14 protein-coding genes and 1 pseudogene are annotated in these 19,705 nt (G+C 69.8%); 8 read left to right on the top strand and 7 right to left on the bottom strand.

Annotation, left to right across the window (positions count from 1 at the left end):
* Positions 1 to 34: 34 nt before the first annotated feature.
* A complete protein-coding gene (locus ABZ953_RS28885; protein ID WP_361729756.1) occupies positions 35 to 3,970 on the bottom strand; it encodes a LamG-like jellyroll fold domain-containing protein in 3,936 nt (1,311 codons plus the stop codon).
* Between the two features lie 1,184 nt (positions 3,971 to 5,154).
* Between ABZ953_RS28885 and ABZ953_RS28890 the strand changes: the two genes are divergently transcribed.
* Positions 5,155 to 5,595: a subtilase-type protease inhibitor gene (locus tag ABZ953_RS28890; RefSeq protein WP_361729556.1), complete on the top strand. Its 441-nt coding sequence runs from the start codon at positions 5,155 to 5,157 to the stop codon at positions 5,593 to 5,595.
* Between the two features lie 147 nt (positions 5,596 to 5,742).
* A complete protein-coding gene (locus ABZ953_RS28895) occupies positions 5,743 to 6,504 on the top strand; it encodes a cupin (protein WP_361729559.1) in 762 nt (253 codons plus the stop codon).
* Here ABZ953_RS28895 and ABZ953_RS28900 read toward each other — a convergent pair.
* The 4 genes from ABZ953_RS28900 to ABZ953_RS28915 form a co-directional block, all read right to left on the bottom strand.
* Positions 6,489 to 6,914 (bottom strand): hypothetical protein, encoded by a 426-nt coding sequence (locus ABZ953_RS28900; protein WP_361729562.1) that lies wholly within the window; start codon positions 6,912 to 6,914, stop codon positions 6,489 to 6,491. The genes ABZ953_RS28895 and ABZ953_RS28900 overlap by 16 nt on opposite strands.
* A 30-nt stretch (positions 6,915 to 6,944) precedes the next feature.
* The gene (locus ABZ953_RS28905; protein WP_361729565.1) at positions 6,945 to 8,156 is read right to left on the bottom strand and encodes a CoA transferase; all 1,212 of its coding nucleotides are present in this window, start codon (positions 8,154 to 8,156) and stop codon (positions 6,945 to 6,947) included.
* A 16-nt stretch (positions 8,157 to 8,172) separates the two neighbouring features.
* Positions 8,173 to 9,048, bottom strand: a complete 876-nt coding sequence (locus ABZ953_RS28910; protein WP_361729759.1) for a TauD/TfdA family dioxygenase — start codon at positions 9,046 to 9,048, stop codon at positions 8,173 to 8,175.
* 277 nt (positions 9,049 to 9,325) lie between these two features.
* Positions 9,326 to 10,183, bottom strand: coding sequence for an SAM-dependent methyltransferase (locus ABZ953_RS28915; protein WP_361729568.1), 858 nt, complete (start codon positions 10,181 to 10,183; stop codon positions 9,326 to 9,328).
* 277 nt (positions 10,184 to 10,460) lie between these two features.
* Here ABZ953_RS28915 and lpdA point away from each other — a divergent pair, with 277 nt between their 5' ends.
* From lpdA to ABZ953_RS28945, 6 genes and pseudogenes are all read left to right on the top strand, one after another.
* Positions 10,461 to 11,864: a dihydrolipoyl dehydrogenase gene (gene lpdA / locus ABZ953_RS28920; RefSeq protein ID WP_361729571.1), complete on the top strand. Its 1,404-nt coding sequence runs from the start codon at positions 10,461 to 10,463 to the stop codon at positions 11,862 to 11,864.
* A gap of 100 nt (positions 11,865 to 11,964) precedes the next feature.
* A pseudogene (locus ABZ953_RS28925) lies at positions 11,965 to 12,166 on the top strand (MMPL family transporter); the annotation flags it as partial.
* A gap of 430 nt (positions 12,167 to 12,596) precedes the next feature.
* On the top strand, positions 12,597 to 14,126 hold the full coding sequence (locus ABZ953_RS28930; protein ID WP_361729574.1) for a DHA2 family efflux MFS transporter permease subunit: 1,530 nt from the start codon (positions 12,597 to 12,599) through the stop codon (positions 14,124 to 14,126).
* Between the two features lie 175 nt (positions 14,127 to 14,301).
* Entirely contained in the window at positions 14,302 to 14,718 is a 417-nt protein-coding gene (locus tag ABZ953_RS28935; protein WP_361729577.1) for a YciI family protein, read from the top strand.
* Positions 14,712 to 15,947, top strand: a complete 1,236-nt coding sequence (locus ABZ953_RS28940) for a sigma-70 family RNA polymerase sigma factor (RefSeq protein ID WP_361729579.1) — start codon at positions 14,712 to 14,714, stop codon at positions 15,945 to 15,947. The genes ABZ953_RS28935 and ABZ953_RS28940 overlap by 7 nt, the downstream gene beginning before the upstream one ends.
* A gap of 169 nt (positions 15,948 to 16,116) precedes the next feature.
* Positions 16,117 to 16,872, top strand: coding sequence for a sulfite exporter TauE/SafE family protein (locus tag ABZ953_RS28945; protein WP_361729582.1), 756 nt, complete (start codon positions 16,117 to 16,119; stop codon positions 16,870 to 16,872).
* A gap of 3 nt (positions 16,873 to 16,875) precedes the next feature.
* Here ABZ953_RS28945 and ABZ953_RS28950 read toward each other — a convergent pair whose 3' ends face one another.
* Both ABZ953_RS28950 and ABZ953_RS28955 read right to left on the bottom strand, forming a co-directional pair.
* Positions 16,876 to 18,078, bottom strand: a complete 1,203-nt coding sequence (locus ABZ953_RS28950; protein ID WP_361729585.1) for a SpoIIE family protein phosphatase — start codon at positions 18,076 to 18,078, stop codon at positions 16,876 to 16,878.
* Positions 18,075 to 19,682 carry a CHASE3 domain-containing protein gene (locus ABZ953_RS28955; protein WP_361729588.1) on the bottom strand — a complete coding sequence of 536 codons (1,608 nt, stop codon included), beginning with the start codon at positions 19,680 to 19,682 and terminating at the stop codon, positions 18,075 to 18,077. The genes ABZ953_RS28950 and ABZ953_RS28955 overlap by 4 nt, the downstream gene beginning before the upstream one ends.
* Between the last annotated feature and the right edge of the window lie 23 nt (positions 19,683 to 19,705).

Here is a 19,705-nt window from a genome sequence, read left to right on the forward strand (position 1 = left end):
GGGCGCGTCCGAGGGTCCGGACGCGCCCCGTTGCTCACTCGTCCGAGGGGATCTCGGTCGGTACGTCGAACCACTGGCGGGCAAGCCAGTCGACCTGGCCGTCCGTCAGGGCGCCCTGGAAGGCCCACACGTCATCCACAGCCCCGGGCCAGTAGCCGCCCCAGGCGCCGTTGGTCTTCGCGCGGCCCACCTGCAGGGACTTCGACGCCTTGAAGGACAGGACGTTGTCGCCCCGGGAGAACAGATCCGCACAGCCTGCGTCGTCAGCGCCGCCGTCGCCGTCGTTGTCCGAGCAGGCCACCTCCTGTAGCGCACCGTTGACGTAGAGCCGGGCCTCCCTGGCGAAACCGTCGTAGACGAACGCCAGGTGGTTCCACTCCCGCACATCGAAGAAGTCGCTGTGCGCGATGCGCCGCACGGTGGGCGCGCCGCCGTCCGTGTCGGGCACGACCGCCTCCCAGCGTCCGGGCCCCTCCGGCTTTTTGGCGTCGGGCACGAAGCGGATCGAAAACGCGCTCTGCTTGGTGCCCCCCGCGCTCAGCAGCGACACCCCGCCCTTGGGCAGCGCTGCGGCCTGCGCCCACGCGGTGACGGTGAAGCTCGCACCCGTGTCGACGGGCACGGCGGAGGTGGCGGCATAGCCGCTGGAGCCGTTCAGGACCAGCCCACTGTCTCCGATGTACGGGCCGGCGGCGTCTACCCGGGCGCTGCCGTGCAAGGCCATGCCGTTGCCCCGGTCGGATTCGTCCGGCACCGAGCCGTCGGCGGCGGCATCGAACATCCAGCGGCCGTTGACCAGGGCGCGCTGCCGGAACAGCTGACGGACCTCGTCGGCCGACACGGGCCGGTCGTAGAGTCGCACGTCGTCGATCTCACCGGGAAAGTGGTTCGTGACGTGGCCGCCGTAGGAGCCGGCGCCGATGTACATCGGCTGGTCGGCGTAGAAGGCCCCGGCCAGCTTGGTCGAGCCTGCCCTGGTGCCGTTCACGTACAGGGTCAAGGTGTTGGCGACAGTGTCGTGAACACCCGTCAGGTGCGCCCACTCCCCGGTGGGGACGCCGGCGCCGTCCGGCTGCATGGCGCGTACGGGCTTGGCGTCGGCGGCGTCGGATGAGTACTGGTTGAATACCCACCGACCGTAGGCGGACGAGTAGTACAGCTCGAAGCCGGGGCGTTCCTTGCCCGCCTGGGCGGCGATGACCGCCGCGCCGTCCGGCTTCCTGTCCAGCTTGGCCCAGGCCGAGACGGTGAAACTGCGGGAGGTGTTCACATGCGGGCCACTGGTCCTGCCGATGCGCGCGTAGCCGTCGGTGCCATTGAATCTCGTGGCCTTACCCGTCACACCGGGCCGGCCTGTGGTCACGCCGCCGTGGTAGACGGCAGGCAGTACGTCGCCGTGTCCCTGCACCTCGGTCGCGTCGGCGTTCTCATCCAGTGCGAAGAGCGCGACCGCGGGGCGCCCGGGGTCGCCGATGTACTCGTGCCGGTTCAGCTTGGCGACCTCGTCGGCGGCGATCCGCTTGTCGAAGATCTGGACGTCGTCGATCGTGCCGGGGAAGTACGAGCCGGGCGTGCCGTCGTATGAACTCGCCCCGATCATCAGGCCCCGCCGGGCGTTCCAGGCGTGCGGCAGTGGGGCCTCACCCGCCAGCTTGTTGTCGACGTAGAGGCGAATCTTCTTGTCGATGCTGTCGTAGGAGCCCACCAGGTGGGTCCATTTGCCGACGCCGGCCCCACCCGGCTTGTCGGCCATGGCTCGGACAGTGGAGGCTTCGGGGGTGTCGGCCACGTACTGGTTGAACACCCACCGATCGAGGTGCGCGGAGTAGTAGAGCTCGAAACCCGGGCGGCTGTTGCCCGGCTGGGATGCGATGACGGCTGCGCCGTCCGGCTTCTTGTCGAGCTTCGCCCAGGCGGAGACCGTGAAGCCGCGGTCGGTGTCAACCACCGGGGCGTCGGTGGCCGCGTAGCCACTGGTGCCGTCGAGCCGCAGTGCACGATCACGGACGCCCGGTGCGCCAGGAGTCGCCCCGCCGTGCAGGGCCGCGGCGCGGGCCGGGGTGGATCCCGCAGCCTCCTTGGCGTCTTTCGCTTCATCCAACTGCCAGGTGGCCCTCTCCGGCTGACCGGCCTTCACGCGGAACTCGTAGAGCCGAATCTCGGAGCCGTTGCCCGCCTTGTCGAAGGCCTGGGCCGTGACGAAGTTCAGGCCCGGCTTGCCGGGCAGCACCTTTACGTCCTTGGCGGCGCCGCCGGATGCGGAGATCTCGTGCTTGGCAGTGGGATCGGTGTTGATGCCGTAGCGGTAGCGATCGACGTCCTTGGAGGACGACTTGAGCGTGAACGTGCCGTACTGTCCAACGCCGTCGAACCACGGATCGTCGGGATTCTCCGGGTCCGAGGCCGGGTATGCGCCCGAGGCGAGCGAGGGAGCCTTCGGAACGCTGGTGTCGTACACGAAGTAGCAGCCGGTCGGGTCCCCTGCGTGCGACCACGGCGAGTACTGGGCCCCGTCGTAGGAGCGCACGTACCAGTGCACGGTCTTATTGGCCGGGATGGACTTCGGCAGGCTGACGGAGAAGCTCGCACCGGACTTCTTCGCCGACGTACGTGCCGGCTTCCAGCGCGCGATCAGGCCCTTGCCGTCTCCGGTGTCCCACTTGGCCTGGAACTGCACCGACACGCTGTCCTTGTCGGGGTCGGTGACGTCCTTGGCCTTGATCTTTCCGAGGGTACGCACCCTCGCTGCCTTGTCGGGCCGCTTGCAGACACCGCCGTACTCCATGCTGAGCTGCGACATCTTCATCTGCGGCGGCGGGCGGTTGTACTTCACGCGCAGGAACGCCTTGTCGGAGAAGCGCTTCCAGCCGTACCTGTCCGATTCGCTGCCGGCCTGCATACCGAAGGTCATCGTCGAGTCGCGGTTGTTCGCGGCGGACTGGACGGCCGACTTCACGTCGAATTCCGCATCCTTGGAGGCGCAGCCGTTGTAGCCGTGCGCGAAGGACTGCGACTTCAGCTGCTTCTTCCAAAAGCCCGACGCGTTCTGTGAGTTCCACGTCGTCGACGACGAGATGTCCTTGGTCTGCCACAGCTCCACGCTGCGCGCATCGCACGATGCGGACCAGGTGTTGCGCACCACGAACTCGGCGGACAGGATCGATTTGCCCGCGAACTTTGATACCGGGATGCGGTAGAAGAGCCGCTTGGTGTCGTGCGGCTTGCAGTAGGACCAGTTGCAGTAGCCCAGGCCGGCCGTGTGATCGCCGTTGAACTTCCACTGCGGCGAGCCCGCCCAGTACTTCGAGGCCATCGTCCACGCCGCCGCCCGCGGCGAGTACCACTGCGGGTCGATGAACACCGGGTACGTGGTGTCCTTGCCCTTCAATACATCCGCGTCCGGCTTCAGCACCAACTCTTTTCCACTGTCGGGAACTTCGACCCCGACCTGGGCGAGCTTGCCGGATTCGGCGACTGCACGCTCCCCTTTCGGGTGCTGCCCCTCCTCGCTGCGCTCGGCCGCGGCGTATCGCTTCCTCACCTTCACGCCGGGCTGCCGGGCGTCGGCGTTACTGGTGCTCGAGTCCCACATCACCGGGGTCGGAGCCTCGAACACCGGGCTCTTTGCCCCCTTGTCGAGCGCCTCCAGACCACCCCCCGCGGCCTCGCGTACATCCATGCCGTCCGCGTTGAGCTTCAGTCGCAGCTCGGCAAGTTCCGAACTGTGTGCTGCCTTGGCGGACTTGACCACGAGAAGCTGCGTGAAGCCGTCTTCCTGCGCCCCCATGCGCAGGTCGACGTCCGGCAGGACATCGGCGTACGTGGCGGTATCCCCCTCGAGCCGCGGCTCGGGCAACCTGGTTGGCCAGGACAGCTCCAGAGCACGGCCCGCCTTGGTCATCCGCACCAGCGGGGCGGCCCCGCCACCGGAGAAGGCAAGACCCACCGCCGTCGCCTTCGGGGCGACCATGTCATCCGACGCCTCGCCCAGCTCGGTGTCGACCTCTTTCCAGCCGTCGCCGGACCGGACCCGGACCGGGCGCAGATATTCCCGCGCCTCCAGGTTCCCGTCAGCGGTGGCGAAAATATCCCTGGACTCACCACGCAGCGATGCCACCTCTACCGGCTTGCCGGTCCGCTTCGCCTCGGCAATGGCGGCATTCGTGCTCAACTGGCCTTTCCCGTCGGCCTTCTGAGCTGACGTCACCGCCCGGCCCAGGTGTGACAGATCGGACCCCGAAGCCGCAAAGGCCGGCGTCAGACCAGCCGCAACACCCAGACTCACCAAGCCTGCCAGGACCCCTCTCGCATCGCGCAATGGCGCGCACCCCCACATATTCCACCCCAGCTACAGACAAACATGAACTTTCCCTCAGAGAGGGAACTAAGCCAGGACTGTATGCAGTCATCACATAGGGCCAGAGACAGGATTTGAGGGCAAAAAGGAACAAACTTGCCCGTATTCGCCGTAGAGTTGATCATGCCGTTCACCCAAAGTGATCAAATTGTGAGCACAACGGACGTTTGCATCGCGCCGGAGTTGTCGCACAGCGAATGGCTAGCTAGACGTCAGAACGCCCCTCAATGACCCAAACCACCCCAACCGGGCGCCTTCTGTCGCCGTCGATGATGTAGTCCCAGGTGTCCGGGTTCAGGTCATCCGCCCGCGGAGCACCTCGAAGACGACGCGCTATGCCGCAAGTGACCCAGATCGCCGTCCCGAATGCGGTGACCGCCCCCGGCCGCGCGCCTGAGGCGTCGGCCACGCGGTCGAAACATCCCCGTGCGCGCGGGGTCAACTGCGTGTCCGCAGCATTGCCGCCCGACGGGCGCGGCAGCACCGAGGGCGCCGATGCCAATCCACAGCGTCTTCACCGATGATTTCCGGTCGATGCAGATCGTCGAAGTAAGAACCAATTTTTCATTTATGCAGGTCAGAAGTTGGTTCGCCCTTATACCAATGCCGAAAGTCCACATGCTGGACAGGTGGGGCGAGGTCTCTCCCACCACTCCTGAGCTGCCCGAACGCCCGTACGGAGTCCGCTCACCGGACCGGCGCATCCGGAAATCGACCATCCGCATGGCATTCACTCTCCGCACAGGCAAGACTCCTCACCGCAGTCACCAACCGCATCGATCGAAGGAGAGTCCACCATGCGTCGCACCCTCAAGGCCGTGGGAGCAGCCGCTGCCGCGGCGACCTGCGTCCTCGCCGCGACAGCAGGCACCGCGCAGGCCGAGGCCCCGAAGACGAGGAGCCTCCACGCGCCGTCCGCCCTGGTGTTCACGGTCGGCCAGGGCGAGGACGCCGACTCCGCCACGGTGGAGCGCGCTGTGACGCTCACCTGCGCGCCGCGCCCAGGCGGCAGCCACCCCGCCGCGGCGGCGGCCTGTGCCGAACTGGGCCAGGTCAACGGCCAGTTCGCCGAGCTGGTCGGTACCACGTCCGACGCCATCTGTACCAAGGAGTGGCGGCCCGTGACGGTCACCGTCGCCGGCGTCTGGAACGGCAAGCACGTCAGCTGGTCCGAGTCCTTCGCGAACCAGTGTGAGATGAAGGCTGGTCTCGGTAAGGGCGTTGCACTGTCCTTCTGACGGACCAGACCCTGAAACCACACTCAGGGGAGTCCCGGTGACCTTTCGTGGGGGAAGGCGGCCGGGACGCGGGGCGGCCCCCGGTGTCGGGCGACACCGGGGGCCGTAGTGTTCTCACCCAGCCACAGCCGACGTCGCGAGGGGCCCATGGTGCAGCACGAAGAGCTCCCTTTCCCCTTCTCCGGACAACTCCCCCTCTACGAAGGCCTTCCTGGCGGCATCGGAGTGTCGCGTCTGAGGGTGTACGACTGGCTCGCCACCGACGGGCGTCGCGGGGGAACACCCCATCTGCACCTGACGTGTTCGGAGGGGTACGCGGTGACCGGCGGGAGCGGCGCCGTGCAGACCCTCACCGCCGACGGCTTCCGCGAGACCCCGCTCTCCCCGGGCTCTCTCATGTGGTTCACGCCCGGCACCATCCACCGTCTGGTGAACGACGGCGGCCTGACCGTCAACGTCCTCATGCAGAACTGCGGGCTCCCCGAGGCCGGGGACGCCGTACTGACCCTGCCGCCCCAGCTCCTCGCCGACCCCGGGACCTATCGGGCCACGGCCACCCTGCCCGCCGATGGCGGCGAGGCGGAGCTGGCGGCTGCGGCCCGGCGCCGCCGCGATCTGGCCGTCGAGGGCTTCACCGAGCTCCGTGCGGCGAGCGAGGCCGGGGATCCGGAGCCGCTGGCGGCCTTCCACCGTGCGGCGGTCGCACTGGTCCGCCCGCTGGCGGCGCGGTGGCGGGAGCGCTGGCAGACGGGGGCGGCCGCCGCGGCGGCGGCGACCGGCGCGCAGCTCGACCGGCTCGCGCGCGGCGACGCCGACTACCTCGCGCACACAGCGGTACGGGCCGAACAGCCCGCCGCCCGCGGCAGGTTCGGGATGTGCGGGCGGCTCGACGTCTACGACGTGGCCTGAGCGCTCGGCGCCCGGCTGTCCCTGCCCTGCTGCTCGGCGAGTCTGCTCAGCACCCGGGTGCGCAGCAGTTCGTACTGCTCGCGGCAGTGGCGGATCTCCGGGGGCCGGGTGACCGGGGCGCCGTCCGTCACGGTCTCGCCCGGCAGGAACTGCCCGCGGGTGAGGTCGATCTCGAACCCCGATGCCAGACGGTTCCACCAGTGGTATCCCGTGCGCTCACCACCGGCGTACACCTCACCGACCATCAGCTCGCCGCCCAGCAGGTCGTTCAGGACGAGCGCGGTGACGCCGCACTGGTCCCGCTCCGGGTTGCCCGGCGGCCAGGTCTCGGCGGAGCGCGGGTCGGCGGTGTCCGCGCCCCAACTCGTCCGCAGCGCCGCCTCGATGTCGGTGAGTCGCAGTGGTGTCATGCCGATCACCCTCGCACCCGCCACTGACAATCACGCGTCGTCCCAGGTCACGGCGGGCCGCACCACTCCTCGCCGCACCAGTCCTTCGACCGCCTCGTCATCGAGGCCGCTTGCCGCGAGCACCTCCCGCGTGTCCGCGCCCGCGTCCCGCACCTCGGGCAGGACCCGGGCCGGAGTGCGCGACAGGGAGACGGGCGAGGCGAGGCCCCGGTAGTCGCCGTCCTCCACGACCAGGCCGCGGTGGCGCACCTGGGGTGCGCTCAGTGCCTCGGCGACGTCGTGCACGGGTGAGGCAGGGATGCCACGGGCCGTGAGGAGTGCGGCGAGTTCGGCGCGGGGCCGCGCGGCGATGGCCTTCTCCAGGGCGGCGCGCAGCTCGTGCCGGTGACGGACGCGGTCAGGGTTGGTGGCGAAGCGCGGGTCATCGGCGAGCGCCGGGACGTCCAGTACGTCCGTGAGCGCGCCGAACTGCCGGTCGTTGCCGACCGCGACGAAGAGCGGTCCGTCGGCGGCCGTGAACGAGTCGTAGGGGGCGATGCTGGGGTGCGCCGAACCGGTGCGGCGCGGCACGGTGCCGTCGGCGAGCCAGGAGGCCGAGTGCGGGTGGAGCAGGCTGACGGCGGTGTCCAGGAGGGTGCAGTCGACGAGTTGGCCATGGCCGGAGCGGTGGCGTTCGTGCAGGGCGAGCAGGATGCCGGAGAAGGCGAGGATCCCGGTGACCTGGTCGACCACCGGGACACCGACGCGCAGGGGCGCCCCGTCCGGCTCGCCGTTCACGCTCATCAGGCCGCCGTAGGCCTGGAGCACCGCGTCGTAACCCGGCTGTCCGCCGAGCGGTCCGTCGGTGCCGAAGCCGGTGACGCGGCAGTGGATGAGGGCGGGGAAGCGGCGCCGCAGCTCGTCCTCGGGGTAGCCCCACTTGGCGAGGGTGCCGGCCTTGAAGTTCTCGACGAGGACGTCGGTGTCGCACAGGAGCGTGTCGAGGATGTCCCGCCCCTCCGGTACGGAGAGGTCGACGACGATGTTCTTCTTGCCGCGGTTGAGGTTCCGGTAGTACGCGGAGGTGCCGGGCGAGACGAACGGCGGCCCCCAGCCGCGGGTCTCGTCACCGGCCGGGGGCTCCACCTTGATGACGTCGGCCCCGTGGTCGGCGAGCATCTGGGCGCAGTAGGGACCGGCGAGGACCCGCGACAGGTCGAGCACCCTGAGTCCGGTCAGGGCGCCCGCGGGCGGATGTGTCATCGGTGGGGCTCCGACCTCAGTACGGGCGGTCGCCCGCGATGGCGACGCGCTCCGCGACCCGGCGGTGCGGGGCGTAGTCGTCGACGGCGTAGTGCTGCGTGGCGCGGTTGTCCCAGAAGGCGATGTCGCCCGCCTGCCAGTGGAACCGCACCTGGTACTCCGGCACGTGGGCCTGCCGTACGAGGTAACCGAGGAGGCGGTCGCTCTCCTCGCGGTCCATGCCGACGATGTGCGTGGTGAAGGAGGTGTTGACGAAGAGCATCCGCCGCCCGGTCTCCGGGTGCGTGCGCACCACGGGGTGGGTGACCGGCGGGAAGCGGTCCTGGTGCGGGGCGAGCTTGTCGGGTCCGTAGAACCGGGTGAAGCCGGGGATGAAGTCGTGCACCGCGTGCGCGCCGTCGATGCGGGCCTTCACGGTGTCGGGGAGGTTGTCGTAGGCGGCCGCCATGTCCGCCCACATGGTGTCCCCGCCGAACGGCGGCACCTCGTGCAGCTGCAACACCGCGCCCAGCGCGGGGCGTTCGCGGAAGGTGACGTCCGCGTGCCAGACGTTCTCGTACGTGGGGGTGGCGCTGCCGCCCTTGTCGAAGCGGACGACGTCGTCGGCCGAGCCGCGCGCGAGCAGCGGGTTGGTCTCCAGGTCGCCCCAGTTGAGGGCGAAGGCGCGCTGCTCCTCGGAGGTGATGCGGGCGCCGCGGAAGAAGAGGACCTTCCACTCCAGGAGGGCGCGGTTCAGCTCGTCGCGCAGGGCGGGCGTCAGCGGGCGCGCGAGGTCGACGCCGCGGATCTCGGCGCCGATGACACGGCCCCGCGGTACGACGTCGAAGAGCTCGTAGGGGTGCTCCTGCCAGCCCTCGGGCAGGCGGCGCAGGGTGCGGCGGCCCTCGTACATGCCGTCGGCGGGTATGCGCGCTTCGCGCAGGGCGGGGGTGACAGGGAGCTGCGGTGCGGCAGTCATGGGGTCTGATCCTTCGGGGTGCGGGAACGGCGGGCGGGCGGAGCGGACTCCGTAGTTAGCGGCCCGATCGTTCGCACCCGCGCCGCCATGGGACGCCGAACGTCCGTACCGCGGCGGTCAGGTGCTGGATCATGGTCGTCATTGTGGGGTGCCGACCGCCTCCGGTCAACCGGCCGCAGGGGGCCGCGGGGGCGACCGGCTCCCCGTCGGCTCAGCCCAGCGGCTTGCGCAGCACTCCCCCGTACTCGTAGATCCCCTTGTTGGAATCGCTCACGCCGAGATACGGCTCAAGGTCGGGGTGGACCGGGGCGAGCTCGGGCTGGTCGGGGTCGGGGCGCCAGTCGACGAGGTTCCCCACGCCGGGCTCCACGGGCTCCAACCCCTCCAACAGGACGTCGACTTCGGCGGGCGTGCGGGTCTGCCAGGGCACGCCGCCGCCGGCGATGTGCGCGGTCATCGCCGCGCCGCGCTCGGGGTCCTCGGCGACGACCTGCGAGAAGCTCACGTGACTGCCGGGCGCCGCGCGGTCGATGATCGTCCGCAGGATGCGGACCGGGTCGTCGGCGTCGACGAGGTGGTGTCCCACGGAGAGGAAGAGCACGGCGACCGGCTCGTCGAAGTCGATGAGGCGCGCCACGTCGGGGTGGTCCAGGATCGCCTCCTGGTCGCGCATGTCGCCCATGATGACCGTCGTGGAGGAGTCCTCGGCGAGCAGGGCGCGGCCGTGCGCGAGGACGATCGGGTCGCTGTCCACGTAGACGACGCGGGCGTCGGGGGCGAAGCGCTGGGCGACCTGGTGGACATTGTTGTCGGTGGGCAGTCCGCAGCCCATGTCGATGAACTGGCGGATACCCGCTTCACGCGTCAGATAGCGCACCGCGCGGAAGAGGAATTGGCGATTCTGTCGGCAGATGTCGACGACCTCGGGGAACGACGGCACGGTGGAGAGCATGAACTTCCGGTCCACCTCGTAGTTGTCCTTGCCGCCCAGCATCCAGCCGTAGCCTCGCGCCGAGGTCGGGACGTCGTAAGGAATGGACATCGTCTCGGCCTGGTTCTCACTCTCCACAGCGCGTTCTCCACCTCTCCCGTGGCATTTACGGAACGTGTTCTCTGTCGCGACACTAGCCCGTGATCCACGTTCGGGTGAACGAACTGTCGAATCTCCAACACACTTAGGGGTAGGGGCGGTTGGCGGCCCCTACGGGTGACATTCCGGCCCGGGTCGCCGGTGCGGCCTGTGGCGTGCCCCACCCGCCGCCCGTCAGGCCGCCCACATGCCGGATGATCGTGGCAGAGCGCCATCCGCACCACTGGATCCGTACCACCCAGAGAGGACCTCCCCCATGGAAGACCGCTTCGACGTCGTTGTGCTCGGAGCAGGACCCGGCGGCTACGTAGCCGCCATCCGCGCCGCCCAGCTGGGCAAGCGGGTGGCAGTCGTCGAGGAGAAGTACTGGGGCGGTGTCTGCCTCAACGTCGGCTGCATCCCGACCAAGGCGCTGCTGCGCAACGCCGAGCTGGCCCACCTCTTCACGCACGAGCAGAAGACGTACGGCATCAAGGTCGACGGTCAGGTGTCCTTCGACTACGGCGAGGCGTTCAGCCGCAGCCGTACGGTGGCGGACGGCCGGGTCAAGGGCGTCCACTTCCTGATGAAGAAGAACGGCATCACGGAGTTCGACGGGCGGGGCACGTTCCTCGACGCCAACACGCTGGAAGTGGCGAAGTCCGACGGCACGACCACCACGATCGGCTTCGACAACTGCGTCATCGCCACCGGCGCCACGCCCCGCCTGCTGCCCGGCACGAGCCGCAGCGAGCGCGTGGTGACGTACGAGGAGCAGATCCTCGCCGACACCCTGCCCGGCTCCATCGTGATCGCGGGCGCGGGCGCGATCGGCATCGAGTTCGCGTACGTCCTGCACAACTACGGCGTGAAGGTCACGATCGTCGAGTTCCTTGACCGGGTCGCGCCGCTGGAGGACGCGGACGTCTCCAAGGAGCTCGCGAAGCAGTACCGCAAGCTCGGCATCGACGTCATGACCTCCACCCGCGTCGAGTCCCTCGACGAGTCGGGCGAGCAGGTCAAGGTCACCGTCACCGGCAAGGACGGCAAGCAGCAGGTCCTTGAGGCCGACAAGGTGCTGCAGGCCATCGGTTTCGCGCCGAACGTCGGCGGCTTCGGCCTGGAGGCGACGGGGGTGGCGCTCACCGAGCGCGGCGCGATCGACATCGACGGCCGCTGCCGTACGAACGTCCCGCACATCTACGCCATCGGCGACGTCACCGCGAAGTTGATGCTGGCGCACACCGCCGAGGCCATGGGTGTCGTGGCCGCGGAGACCCTCGCGGACGCCGAGACGATGGAACTCGACTACCCGATGATCCCGCGCGCGACCTACTCGCAGCCGCAGATCGCCAGCTTCGGCTGGACCGAGGCGCAGGCCAAGGAGAAGGGCTTCGACGTCAAGGTCGCGAAGTTCCCGTTCCAGGCGAACGGCAAGGCGCACGGCCTCGGCGACACGGTCGGCTTTGTGAAGATCATCAGCGACAACCAGTACGGCGAGATCATCGGCGCCCACCTGATCGGCCCGGACGTGACCGAGCTGCTGCCCGAGCTCACCCTGGCCCAGCAGTGGGACCTGACCGTCCACGAGGTGGCGCGCAACGTCCACGCGCACCCGACGCTGGGCGAGGCCGTCAAGGAAGCGGTGCACGGCCTGGCCGGGCACATGATCAACTTCTGACGTCCACCGGGCGCCCCGCAGCGCGTGAGCCACCGCGAATCCGGTGGCTCGAGTGGCGGGGCGCCCGGTCCGGCCGGTCCTGGGCGGCCTGGCGGCCGGAATCACCGGCTCCGCGGCTCAGGCGCTCGACGAGAGCGACGCGTCCCGGCGGGCGGGGCCGCTCGTCGGCGTCGGCACGATCGCCATCATCGTGGTGCTGCTCCTCGTTCGGCGTCGGCACGGACTACATCCTGTTCCTGCTCTTCCGCTACCGGAAGGCACTGCGCGCGGGCGAGGACCCCAAGAGCGGCATGGTGCACGCCGCGGTCGTGACGCCGCTCGCCGGTCTCCCCCTCGCCCCCGCCGTGGCGTCACTAGTTCATTTCGCCTTCCACCCCACCTTCCGATTTGCATTCGGGGGCGGAGTGTGGACACGAATCGGAGCCTTCGCATTCATTCATTGCTCACAAATCGAGCAAGAATGCAAGTGAAATCGATAAGGCCCAAGAAAGTCGTAGCCTAGGAAGCGACGGGAAATGTCAAGTCCGTCGTAGATCTCCGTCGGGGATCGCAAATCGAGGCGTCTACCAGCGGCTATCTGGTGTTAGGGTTTCCTTTCGTCCCGGGCCGGGCCGCCCTTTCACCCTTCTTCGCAGCGGTTCGCCATAGCCCCTCACGCCGAAATGGAAGCGGCTCTTCCATGCCTTTTCCGTTCCGGCGATATGTGTCCACGCCTCGTTCTGGAGCTCTTTCATGTCTGCTGACAGCACAGCTGTCACCGCCCCCGCACCGGCGGACTCCCCCGGTGCCCCGCCCGGCGGCCGCCACCTCGGCCTGGCCCTCTTCGTGATCGCCGCCGCCCAGCTGATGGTGGTGCTCGACGGCACGATCACCAACATCGCCCTGCCCAGCATCCAGACCGCCCTCGACGTCTCCGACGCCAACCTCGCCTGGATCGTCAACTCCTACGCGCTGGCCTTCGGCGGACTGCTGCTGCTCGGCGGCAGGGCCGGGGATCTCTTCGGGCGACGGCGGATGTTCCAGGTGGGCATCGCCCTGTTCACCCTGGCCTCCCTGCTCGGCGGCCTCGCCCCGAACGAGGGCCTGCTCATCGGCGCACGCATCCTGCAGGGTGTCGGCGCGGCGATCGCGGCGCCCAGCGCCCTGTCCCTGATCGCCACGACCTTCCCCGAGGGCAAGCCGCGCAACAAGGCGATGGGGGTCTACGCAGCCATGGCCGGCATCGGCGCCACCGTCGGCCTGCTCCTCGGCGGCGTCCTCACCGACGCCCTCGACTGGCGGTGGGTGTTCTTCGTGAACATCCCCATCGGCCTGGCCGTGCTCGCCGGGACCAGGACGCTCGTCGAGGCCGAACGCCACCGCGGCCGCCTCGACCTCCCCGGCACCATCACCGGCACCGGTGGCCTCATATCCCTGGTCTACGGCATCACCCGCGGCGGCGAGCACGGCTGGACCGACAGCCTGACCCTGTCCTGCTTCGCCGTCGCCGCCGTCCTGCTCAGCGCCTTCCTGCTGGTCCAGAGCCGCACCGCGGACCCGATGATGCCCCTGCGGCTCTTCAAGGACCGCAACCGCTCGGGGTCCTACGCCACGATGCTGTTCATCGGCGCGGGCATGATGGCCACCTTCTACTTCCTCACCCTCTACATGCAGCTGATCCTGGGCTACAGCGCCGTCAAGACCGGCTTCGCCAACCTGCCGTTCAGCCTCGGCATGGGTGTCGCGGCCGCTCTCAGCGCCAAGCTCGTCACCCGCCTCGCGCCCAGGGCGATCGCAGGACCCGGTCTGCTGGTGGCAGCCGTGGGCATGTTCTGGTTCGCCACGCTCACCCCCGGCTCGTCGTACGCCGGGCACCTGATGCCGGCGATGTTCGTGACCGCGCTCGGCCTCGGGATGGGCTTCGTGCCGATGACGCTGGGCGCGGTCAGCGGAGTCGACGACCAGGAGACGGGCATCGCGTCCGCGCTCCTGAACACCGCCCAGCAGATCGGCGGCGCCCTGGGCCTCGCCGTGCTGGCCACCGTCTCCACCTCGGCGGCCAACGACCGGCTGCCCGACGCGGCCGCCTCGTTCTACCGGGGCCTGGCCACCGAGGACCACGGCCTGGCGGCCAAGGCGGCCGACGCACTGACCCACGGCTACACCCTGGCCTTTGTCGGCGCGGGCATCATGTTCCTGGCCGGCCTCGCCGTCACCGCTTTCGCCATCACCGCGGGCAAGCAGGAGACCACCGAGGGCGCGGCTCCGGTCCACCTCGGGTGAACTCGGCGCCGACAGGAGTTCGCCGCCGTTCGTCGATAGGATTTTCGCGTCAGTCCCTTCCGCCGCCCTGTCCCGGAACTTTTTTCCCGGGGGTCGTCGAGAACGCGCCGTCCGCTCCGACGTCCCCTGTGAAAGTCGCCCACGAGGGGTGACGGCGCAGCTGAGGAGCGAAGCCATGAAGTATCTGGTGATGGTCCAGGGATCGCAGGCCGACTACGAGGCGATGGCGGGCCAGCCTTCCGAGGGCCGCCCGGTCTGGAGCGAGAAGGAACTGCAGGCGATGTTCGCCTTCATGGGCGAGATCACCAACGACCTCGCCGAGTCCGGTGAGCTCGTCGACGCGCAAGGCCTCACCGCACCCGCGCAGACCCGGTTCGTCAGCGCGGACAAGGAGGGCCGCCCCGTGATCACGGACGGCCCCTACGGCGAGACGAAGGAGGTGCTCGCCGGGTACTGGCTGGTCGACTGCGAGAGCCTGGAGCGGGTCACGGAGATCGCCCGACGCATCGTTCAGTGCCCCGGCCCCGAGGGGCTCGTCGAACCGCCCGTCGTGATCCGTCCCGTCCAGGATGCCTCGGGCGGCGAATGTTGAGACGTACGACCGAGGTCGAGGACCTGCTGCGGCTGCACGCCCCGCAGGTCCTCGGCGCGCTCGTACGCCGGTACGGACATTTCGGCGCCGCGGAGGACGCCGTCCAGGAAGCGCTGCTCGCCGCGGCGCGGCAGTGGCCCGAGCAGGGGCTGCCCGACAATCCGCGGGGCTGGCTGATCAAGGTCGCCGCGCGCCGCCTCACGGACCAGCTACGCGCCGACGAGGCACGGCGCAGGCGCGAGGAGGACGCGGCGCTGCTCACGCCCAGGGACGCCTTCACCGCTCCCCCGCCGGGCGAGAGCCGCGCCCCGGCCGACGACGACACCCTCACACTGCTGTTCCTGTGCTGTCACCCGGAGCTGCCCCCCGCCGGGCAGGTCGCCCTGACGCTGCGCGCCGTCGGCGGCCTCACCACGGCCGAGATCGCCCGCGCGCATCTGGTGCCCGAGGCGACCATGGCCCAGCGCATCAGCAGGGCCAAGGGGAAGGTCAGGGGCGTGCCGTTCCGGCAGCCGGGCCCCGAGGACCGCGACGCACGGCTCGCGGCCGTCCTCCAGGTGCTCTACCTGATCTTCAACGAGGGGTACACGGCCACGGCCGGTGACGCGCTGCACCGCGCGGACCTCGCCCGGGAGGCGATCCGCCTGACGCGTTCGGTGCGCCGTCTGCTCCCCCACGAGGCGGCGGTGACCGGCCTGTTGGCGCTGATGCTGCTCACCGAGGCGCGCACGGCCGCGCGGACCGGGCCGCACGGCGAACTCATCCCGCTCGACGAGCAGGACCGCGGTCGCTGGGACCGGCGGGCGATCACCGAGGGCACGGCCCTCGTCGAGGAGGCACTCTCCCAAGGCCCGCCGGGCGTCTACCAGTTGCAGGCGGCGATCGCGGCCCTGCACGACGAGGCCCCGAGCGCGGCGGCCACCGACTGGCCCCAGATCCTCGCCCTGTACGACCATCTCGTACGCCGCACCCCCGAGCCCATGGCCGCACTCGGCCGGGTCGTCGCCTGTGCGATGGTGTACGGACCGCGGGCCGGGCTCGATCAGCTGGCCGCACTGGAGGAACAGCTGACGGGCCACTACCGCCTTGCGGCCGTACGGGCCCATCTGCTGGAGAAGGCGGGCGACCCCGAAGGCGCCCGCGCCGCCTACCAGTTGGCGGCCCAGGGCACCCTCAGCCGCCCCGAGGCCCGCTATCTGCGGACGCGCGCCGCCAGGCTGACCCCCTGAGAGGCTCCAAGCCATGCCTTGGAGGGATACAAGGAATCCCTAGGATTGACTTGGGTTTTCACCGTGCACCAAGATCGCTTCCAGTCCGGGCGGCAGCCCGGCGACGGGCGTCGGCCCGGGGCCACGGCTCCCGGGGAGCGGCCCCTTGACGCGGCAGGAAAGGTGACGTGTGGAAGCGCTCGAGATGGTGGCTGTCGGAGCCGCCGGTGTCGCGGCCGGCGGACTCAACGCGGTGGTCGGGTCGGGCACCCTCATCACCTTCCCCACCCTGCTGGCCTTCGGCTTCCCGCCGGTGCTCGCCAACGTGTCCAACAACATCGGCCTGGTGCCGGGCACCCTGAGCGCCGCGTACGGGTACCGCCGGGAGATGAAGGGACAGTTCCGGCGCCTGGTGCGGTTCGGCTCGGCCTCCCTCATCGGCGGCCTGACCGGCGCGCTGCTCCTGCTGCGGCTGCCCGCCGACGCCTTCCAGGCGGTGGTCCCCGTCCTCATCCTGACCGCCTGCCTGCTGGTCCTGCTGCAGCCCCGCCTCGCCCGCAGGCTCAAGGGCCGCGAGAACGCAGGGAAGAACGACGGCGGCATACCGATGTGGTGCGGGGTCCTCGCCGCGGGCATCTACGGCGGCTACTTCGGCGCCGCCCAAGGGGTCCTGCTCATGGGCCTGTTCGGCGCCTTCCTCCTGGACGACCTGCAGCGCCTGAACGCCGCGAAGAACGTGCTCGCCTCCCTCGTCAACGGCGTCGCCGCGATCCTCTTCATCGTCGTCGCGGACATCGACTGGACGGCCGCCGGGCTGATCGCCCTCGGCTCGACGGTGGGTGGCCTGGCAGGCGCGCGCTTCGGCCGGAAGCTGCCGCCGGTGGCGATGCGCGCCTTCATCGTCGTTGTGGGGGTCACGGCCTCGGCGATCATGATCGTGAGCTGAGTCTCAGGACCGGTGACGAGCGCCCCAGTCGAGGCGGAGCACGGCGAGGTCGTCGGAGTGCCTTCCGGCGTTCAGGGCGTGAGTCTCCTTGATGAGGAGGTCGAGGTGGGCGGCCGGGTCCGTCGGCGGCAGGCGGTCCATCAGGGTACGCAGATTGTCCACGCCGAGCCGTTCGCCCTGTGAGCCGTTGTGCCCTTCGGTGAGGCCGTCGGTGTAGACGGTCAGCGACCCTTCCGGCGGCAGGGAGATGACGGTGGAGGGCCAGCCGCGCAGACCGGGAGCGATGCCCAGAGCGATGCCGTGCGCGACGGCCGGCTGCTCGGTTCTTCCGGCCGTGGTGAGGAGGGGCTCGTGGTGGCCCGCGAGGTACAGGGTGACGGTGGCGGCGTCCTGGTCGAGGGTGAGCAGGGTGCAGGTGGCGAAGAGGGGCTGCCTGCCGCGTTCGGCGATCAGGATGCGCTCCATCAGGTGCAGGAGGTCGTCGCCGCGGTGGCCGCCCAGTATCAGCGAACGCCAGGCGATGCGCAGGCAGACACCGAGTGCGGCGGCGTCGGGGCCGTGTCCGCTGACGTCGCCGACGACGGCGTGGAGCAGCCCGTCGTCTCCCTCCACCACGTCGAGGAAGTCCCCGCCGAGCAGGGCCATGGCGGCCCCGGGCAGGTAGCGCGTGGTCACTCTCACCGTGGATGTGTCGAGCATCGGCTGGGGCAGCAGGCCCCGTTCCAGGCGGGCGTTCTCCTCGGCCCGGAGCTCGGCTGCCTGCGCTTCGGCGTTGGCGCGTTCGGTATGGCTCCGGTAGACGGCGTAGCGCACCGTCCGGCGCAGCAGGTCCGCCTCGACCTTGCCCTTGACGAGGTAGTCCTGGGCCCCTGCGGCCATGGCGTCGGCGCCCGCCTGGGCCTCCGACATCCCGGTCAGGACGATCACCGCGGTGCGGGGGGCCGAGCCGCGGACGGAGACGAGCGCGTCTATGCCGGAGACGTCGGGCAGGTGCAGGTCGAGGAGGATGCAGTCGACCGGCCTCGCGGCCAGTTCGATGCGGGCCTGGGTCAGCGTGGTGCGCGTGGTCAACTCGAAGCGCAGGCCCGTGTCGTGGAGGAGTTCCTCGACGAGCAGGGCGTCGCCCTCGTCGTCCTCGATGAGGAGGATGCGGAACAGCGGATCCTCGCCTGCCATGGGCGGTCCTGCCGTGGTGGTCGCGGTCATCGTGCCTGCTCCAGGTCGGAGCGGCTGGCCTCCGGCAGGTCGAAGAGGCTCGGCGCCTCCGCCGGTTCGGGTGCCAGGGTGAAGGCGATGCGCGCCCCGGTGCGGTGGTCCGCGTCGATGGAGATGGTGCCGCCGTGGAACTCGACGATCTTCTTGCACATCGCGAGGCCGATGCCGCTGCCGCTGTAGGCGTCCTTGGTGTGCAGCCGCTGGAAGATCACGAAGACCTTCTCGACGTACTCCGGTTCGATGCCGATGCCGTTGTCCGTGACGGTGAAGGCCCACAGGTCGCCTTCCCGGGCCGCCGTGACGTGGATGCGCGGCGCGGTGTCGGGGCGGCGGAACTTGACCGCGTTGCCGATGAGGTTCTGCCAGAGCATGCCCATCTGGGTGGGGTCGGCGACCAGCGTCGGCAACGGGTCGTGGGTGATCTCCGCCCCGGACTCCTCGATGCCGACGCTCAGTGCGGACAGGGTCCGTTCGAGCACCCTCTCCAGGTCGACGCTCTGGTGGGCGTTGTGCATCCGCCCGACCCGGGAGAAGTCGAGCAGGTCGTTGATGAGGATCTGCATGCGGTTGGCGCCGTCGACCGCGAAGCCGATGTACTGGTCGGCCCGCGCGTCGAGCTGTTCGCCGTAGCGGCGCTGGAGGAGCTGGGTGAAGCTGGAGACCTTGCGCAGCGGCTCCTGCAGGTCGTGCGAGGCGACGTAGGCGAACTGCTCGAGCTCGGTGTTGGAACGCTGGAGTTCCGCGGCCTGCGCGTCGAGGCGCAGGCGGGCCTCCTCCGCGAAGGCCAGCTCCCGCACCAGGCGCCGGCGCATGAAGTCGATCTCGCCGCTCAGGCGCCGCAGGTCGGCGGGGCCGGTCGGGGTGATGGGATGCTCGAAGTCGCCGCCGGCGATGAGGCGGGCGTCGGTGCCGAGCTGCTCAAGGGGCCGGTTGATACCGCGCCGGAGCCCCTCGAAGACCAGTGCGGCGAGGACGAGGATGAGGACCGCGATGCTGGTGAACACCCAGTTGCGCAGGGACAGCGTGGCCATCAGGTCGTCTCTGGCCCGCAGGCGGTCCGCGCGCAGATGCTTCTGCTGGTCGCTCACCGCCGCCCGTACGGCGTCGAAGGTCTTCTTGCCCTCCGCCGCCAGTTCGGTGGCCAGGGCCGACGGGGCGCCGGACGGCTCGGCGGCGACCGGGCGGGCGATCCGCTGCTGCCACTTCGTCACGGCGGACCGCACGGCCTTCAGGTCGTCCAGCCTGGCCGGGTCGCCCTCTATCAGTTCGGAGAGGCGCCTGCTCTCTGTCCGTTGCCTGGCGAGCCCCTGCCGGTAGGGGGTGATGAACTCCGGGGAGCCGGTCAGTCCGTAGCCGCGAATCCCTGTCTCCTGGTTGAGCAGGGCCGACTCCAGGCGGATCGAGCTGGTCACCGCGGGAGAGCGCACGTCCACCAGGTCGTCGCTGATCGACTGGCTCCTGCCGAGGACCCACGTGCCGGCCGCCCCGAGCAGGGCAAGCACCGCCAAGGACGCGGCCACGCCCACGCGGAGCCAGCGCCGGGTCGTCCACGCAGACAGTCCGCGCGCACTCGTCGGTCTCTCCTCGCCGGTCATTGTGTGGGCTCCTCCGCTGTTCG

Origin of the sequence: Streptomyces sp. NPDC046465 (assembly GCF_040646035.1) — a bacterium.
Classification (GTDB): Bacteria; Actinomycetota; Actinomycetes; order Streptomycetales; family Streptomycetaceae; genus Streptomyces.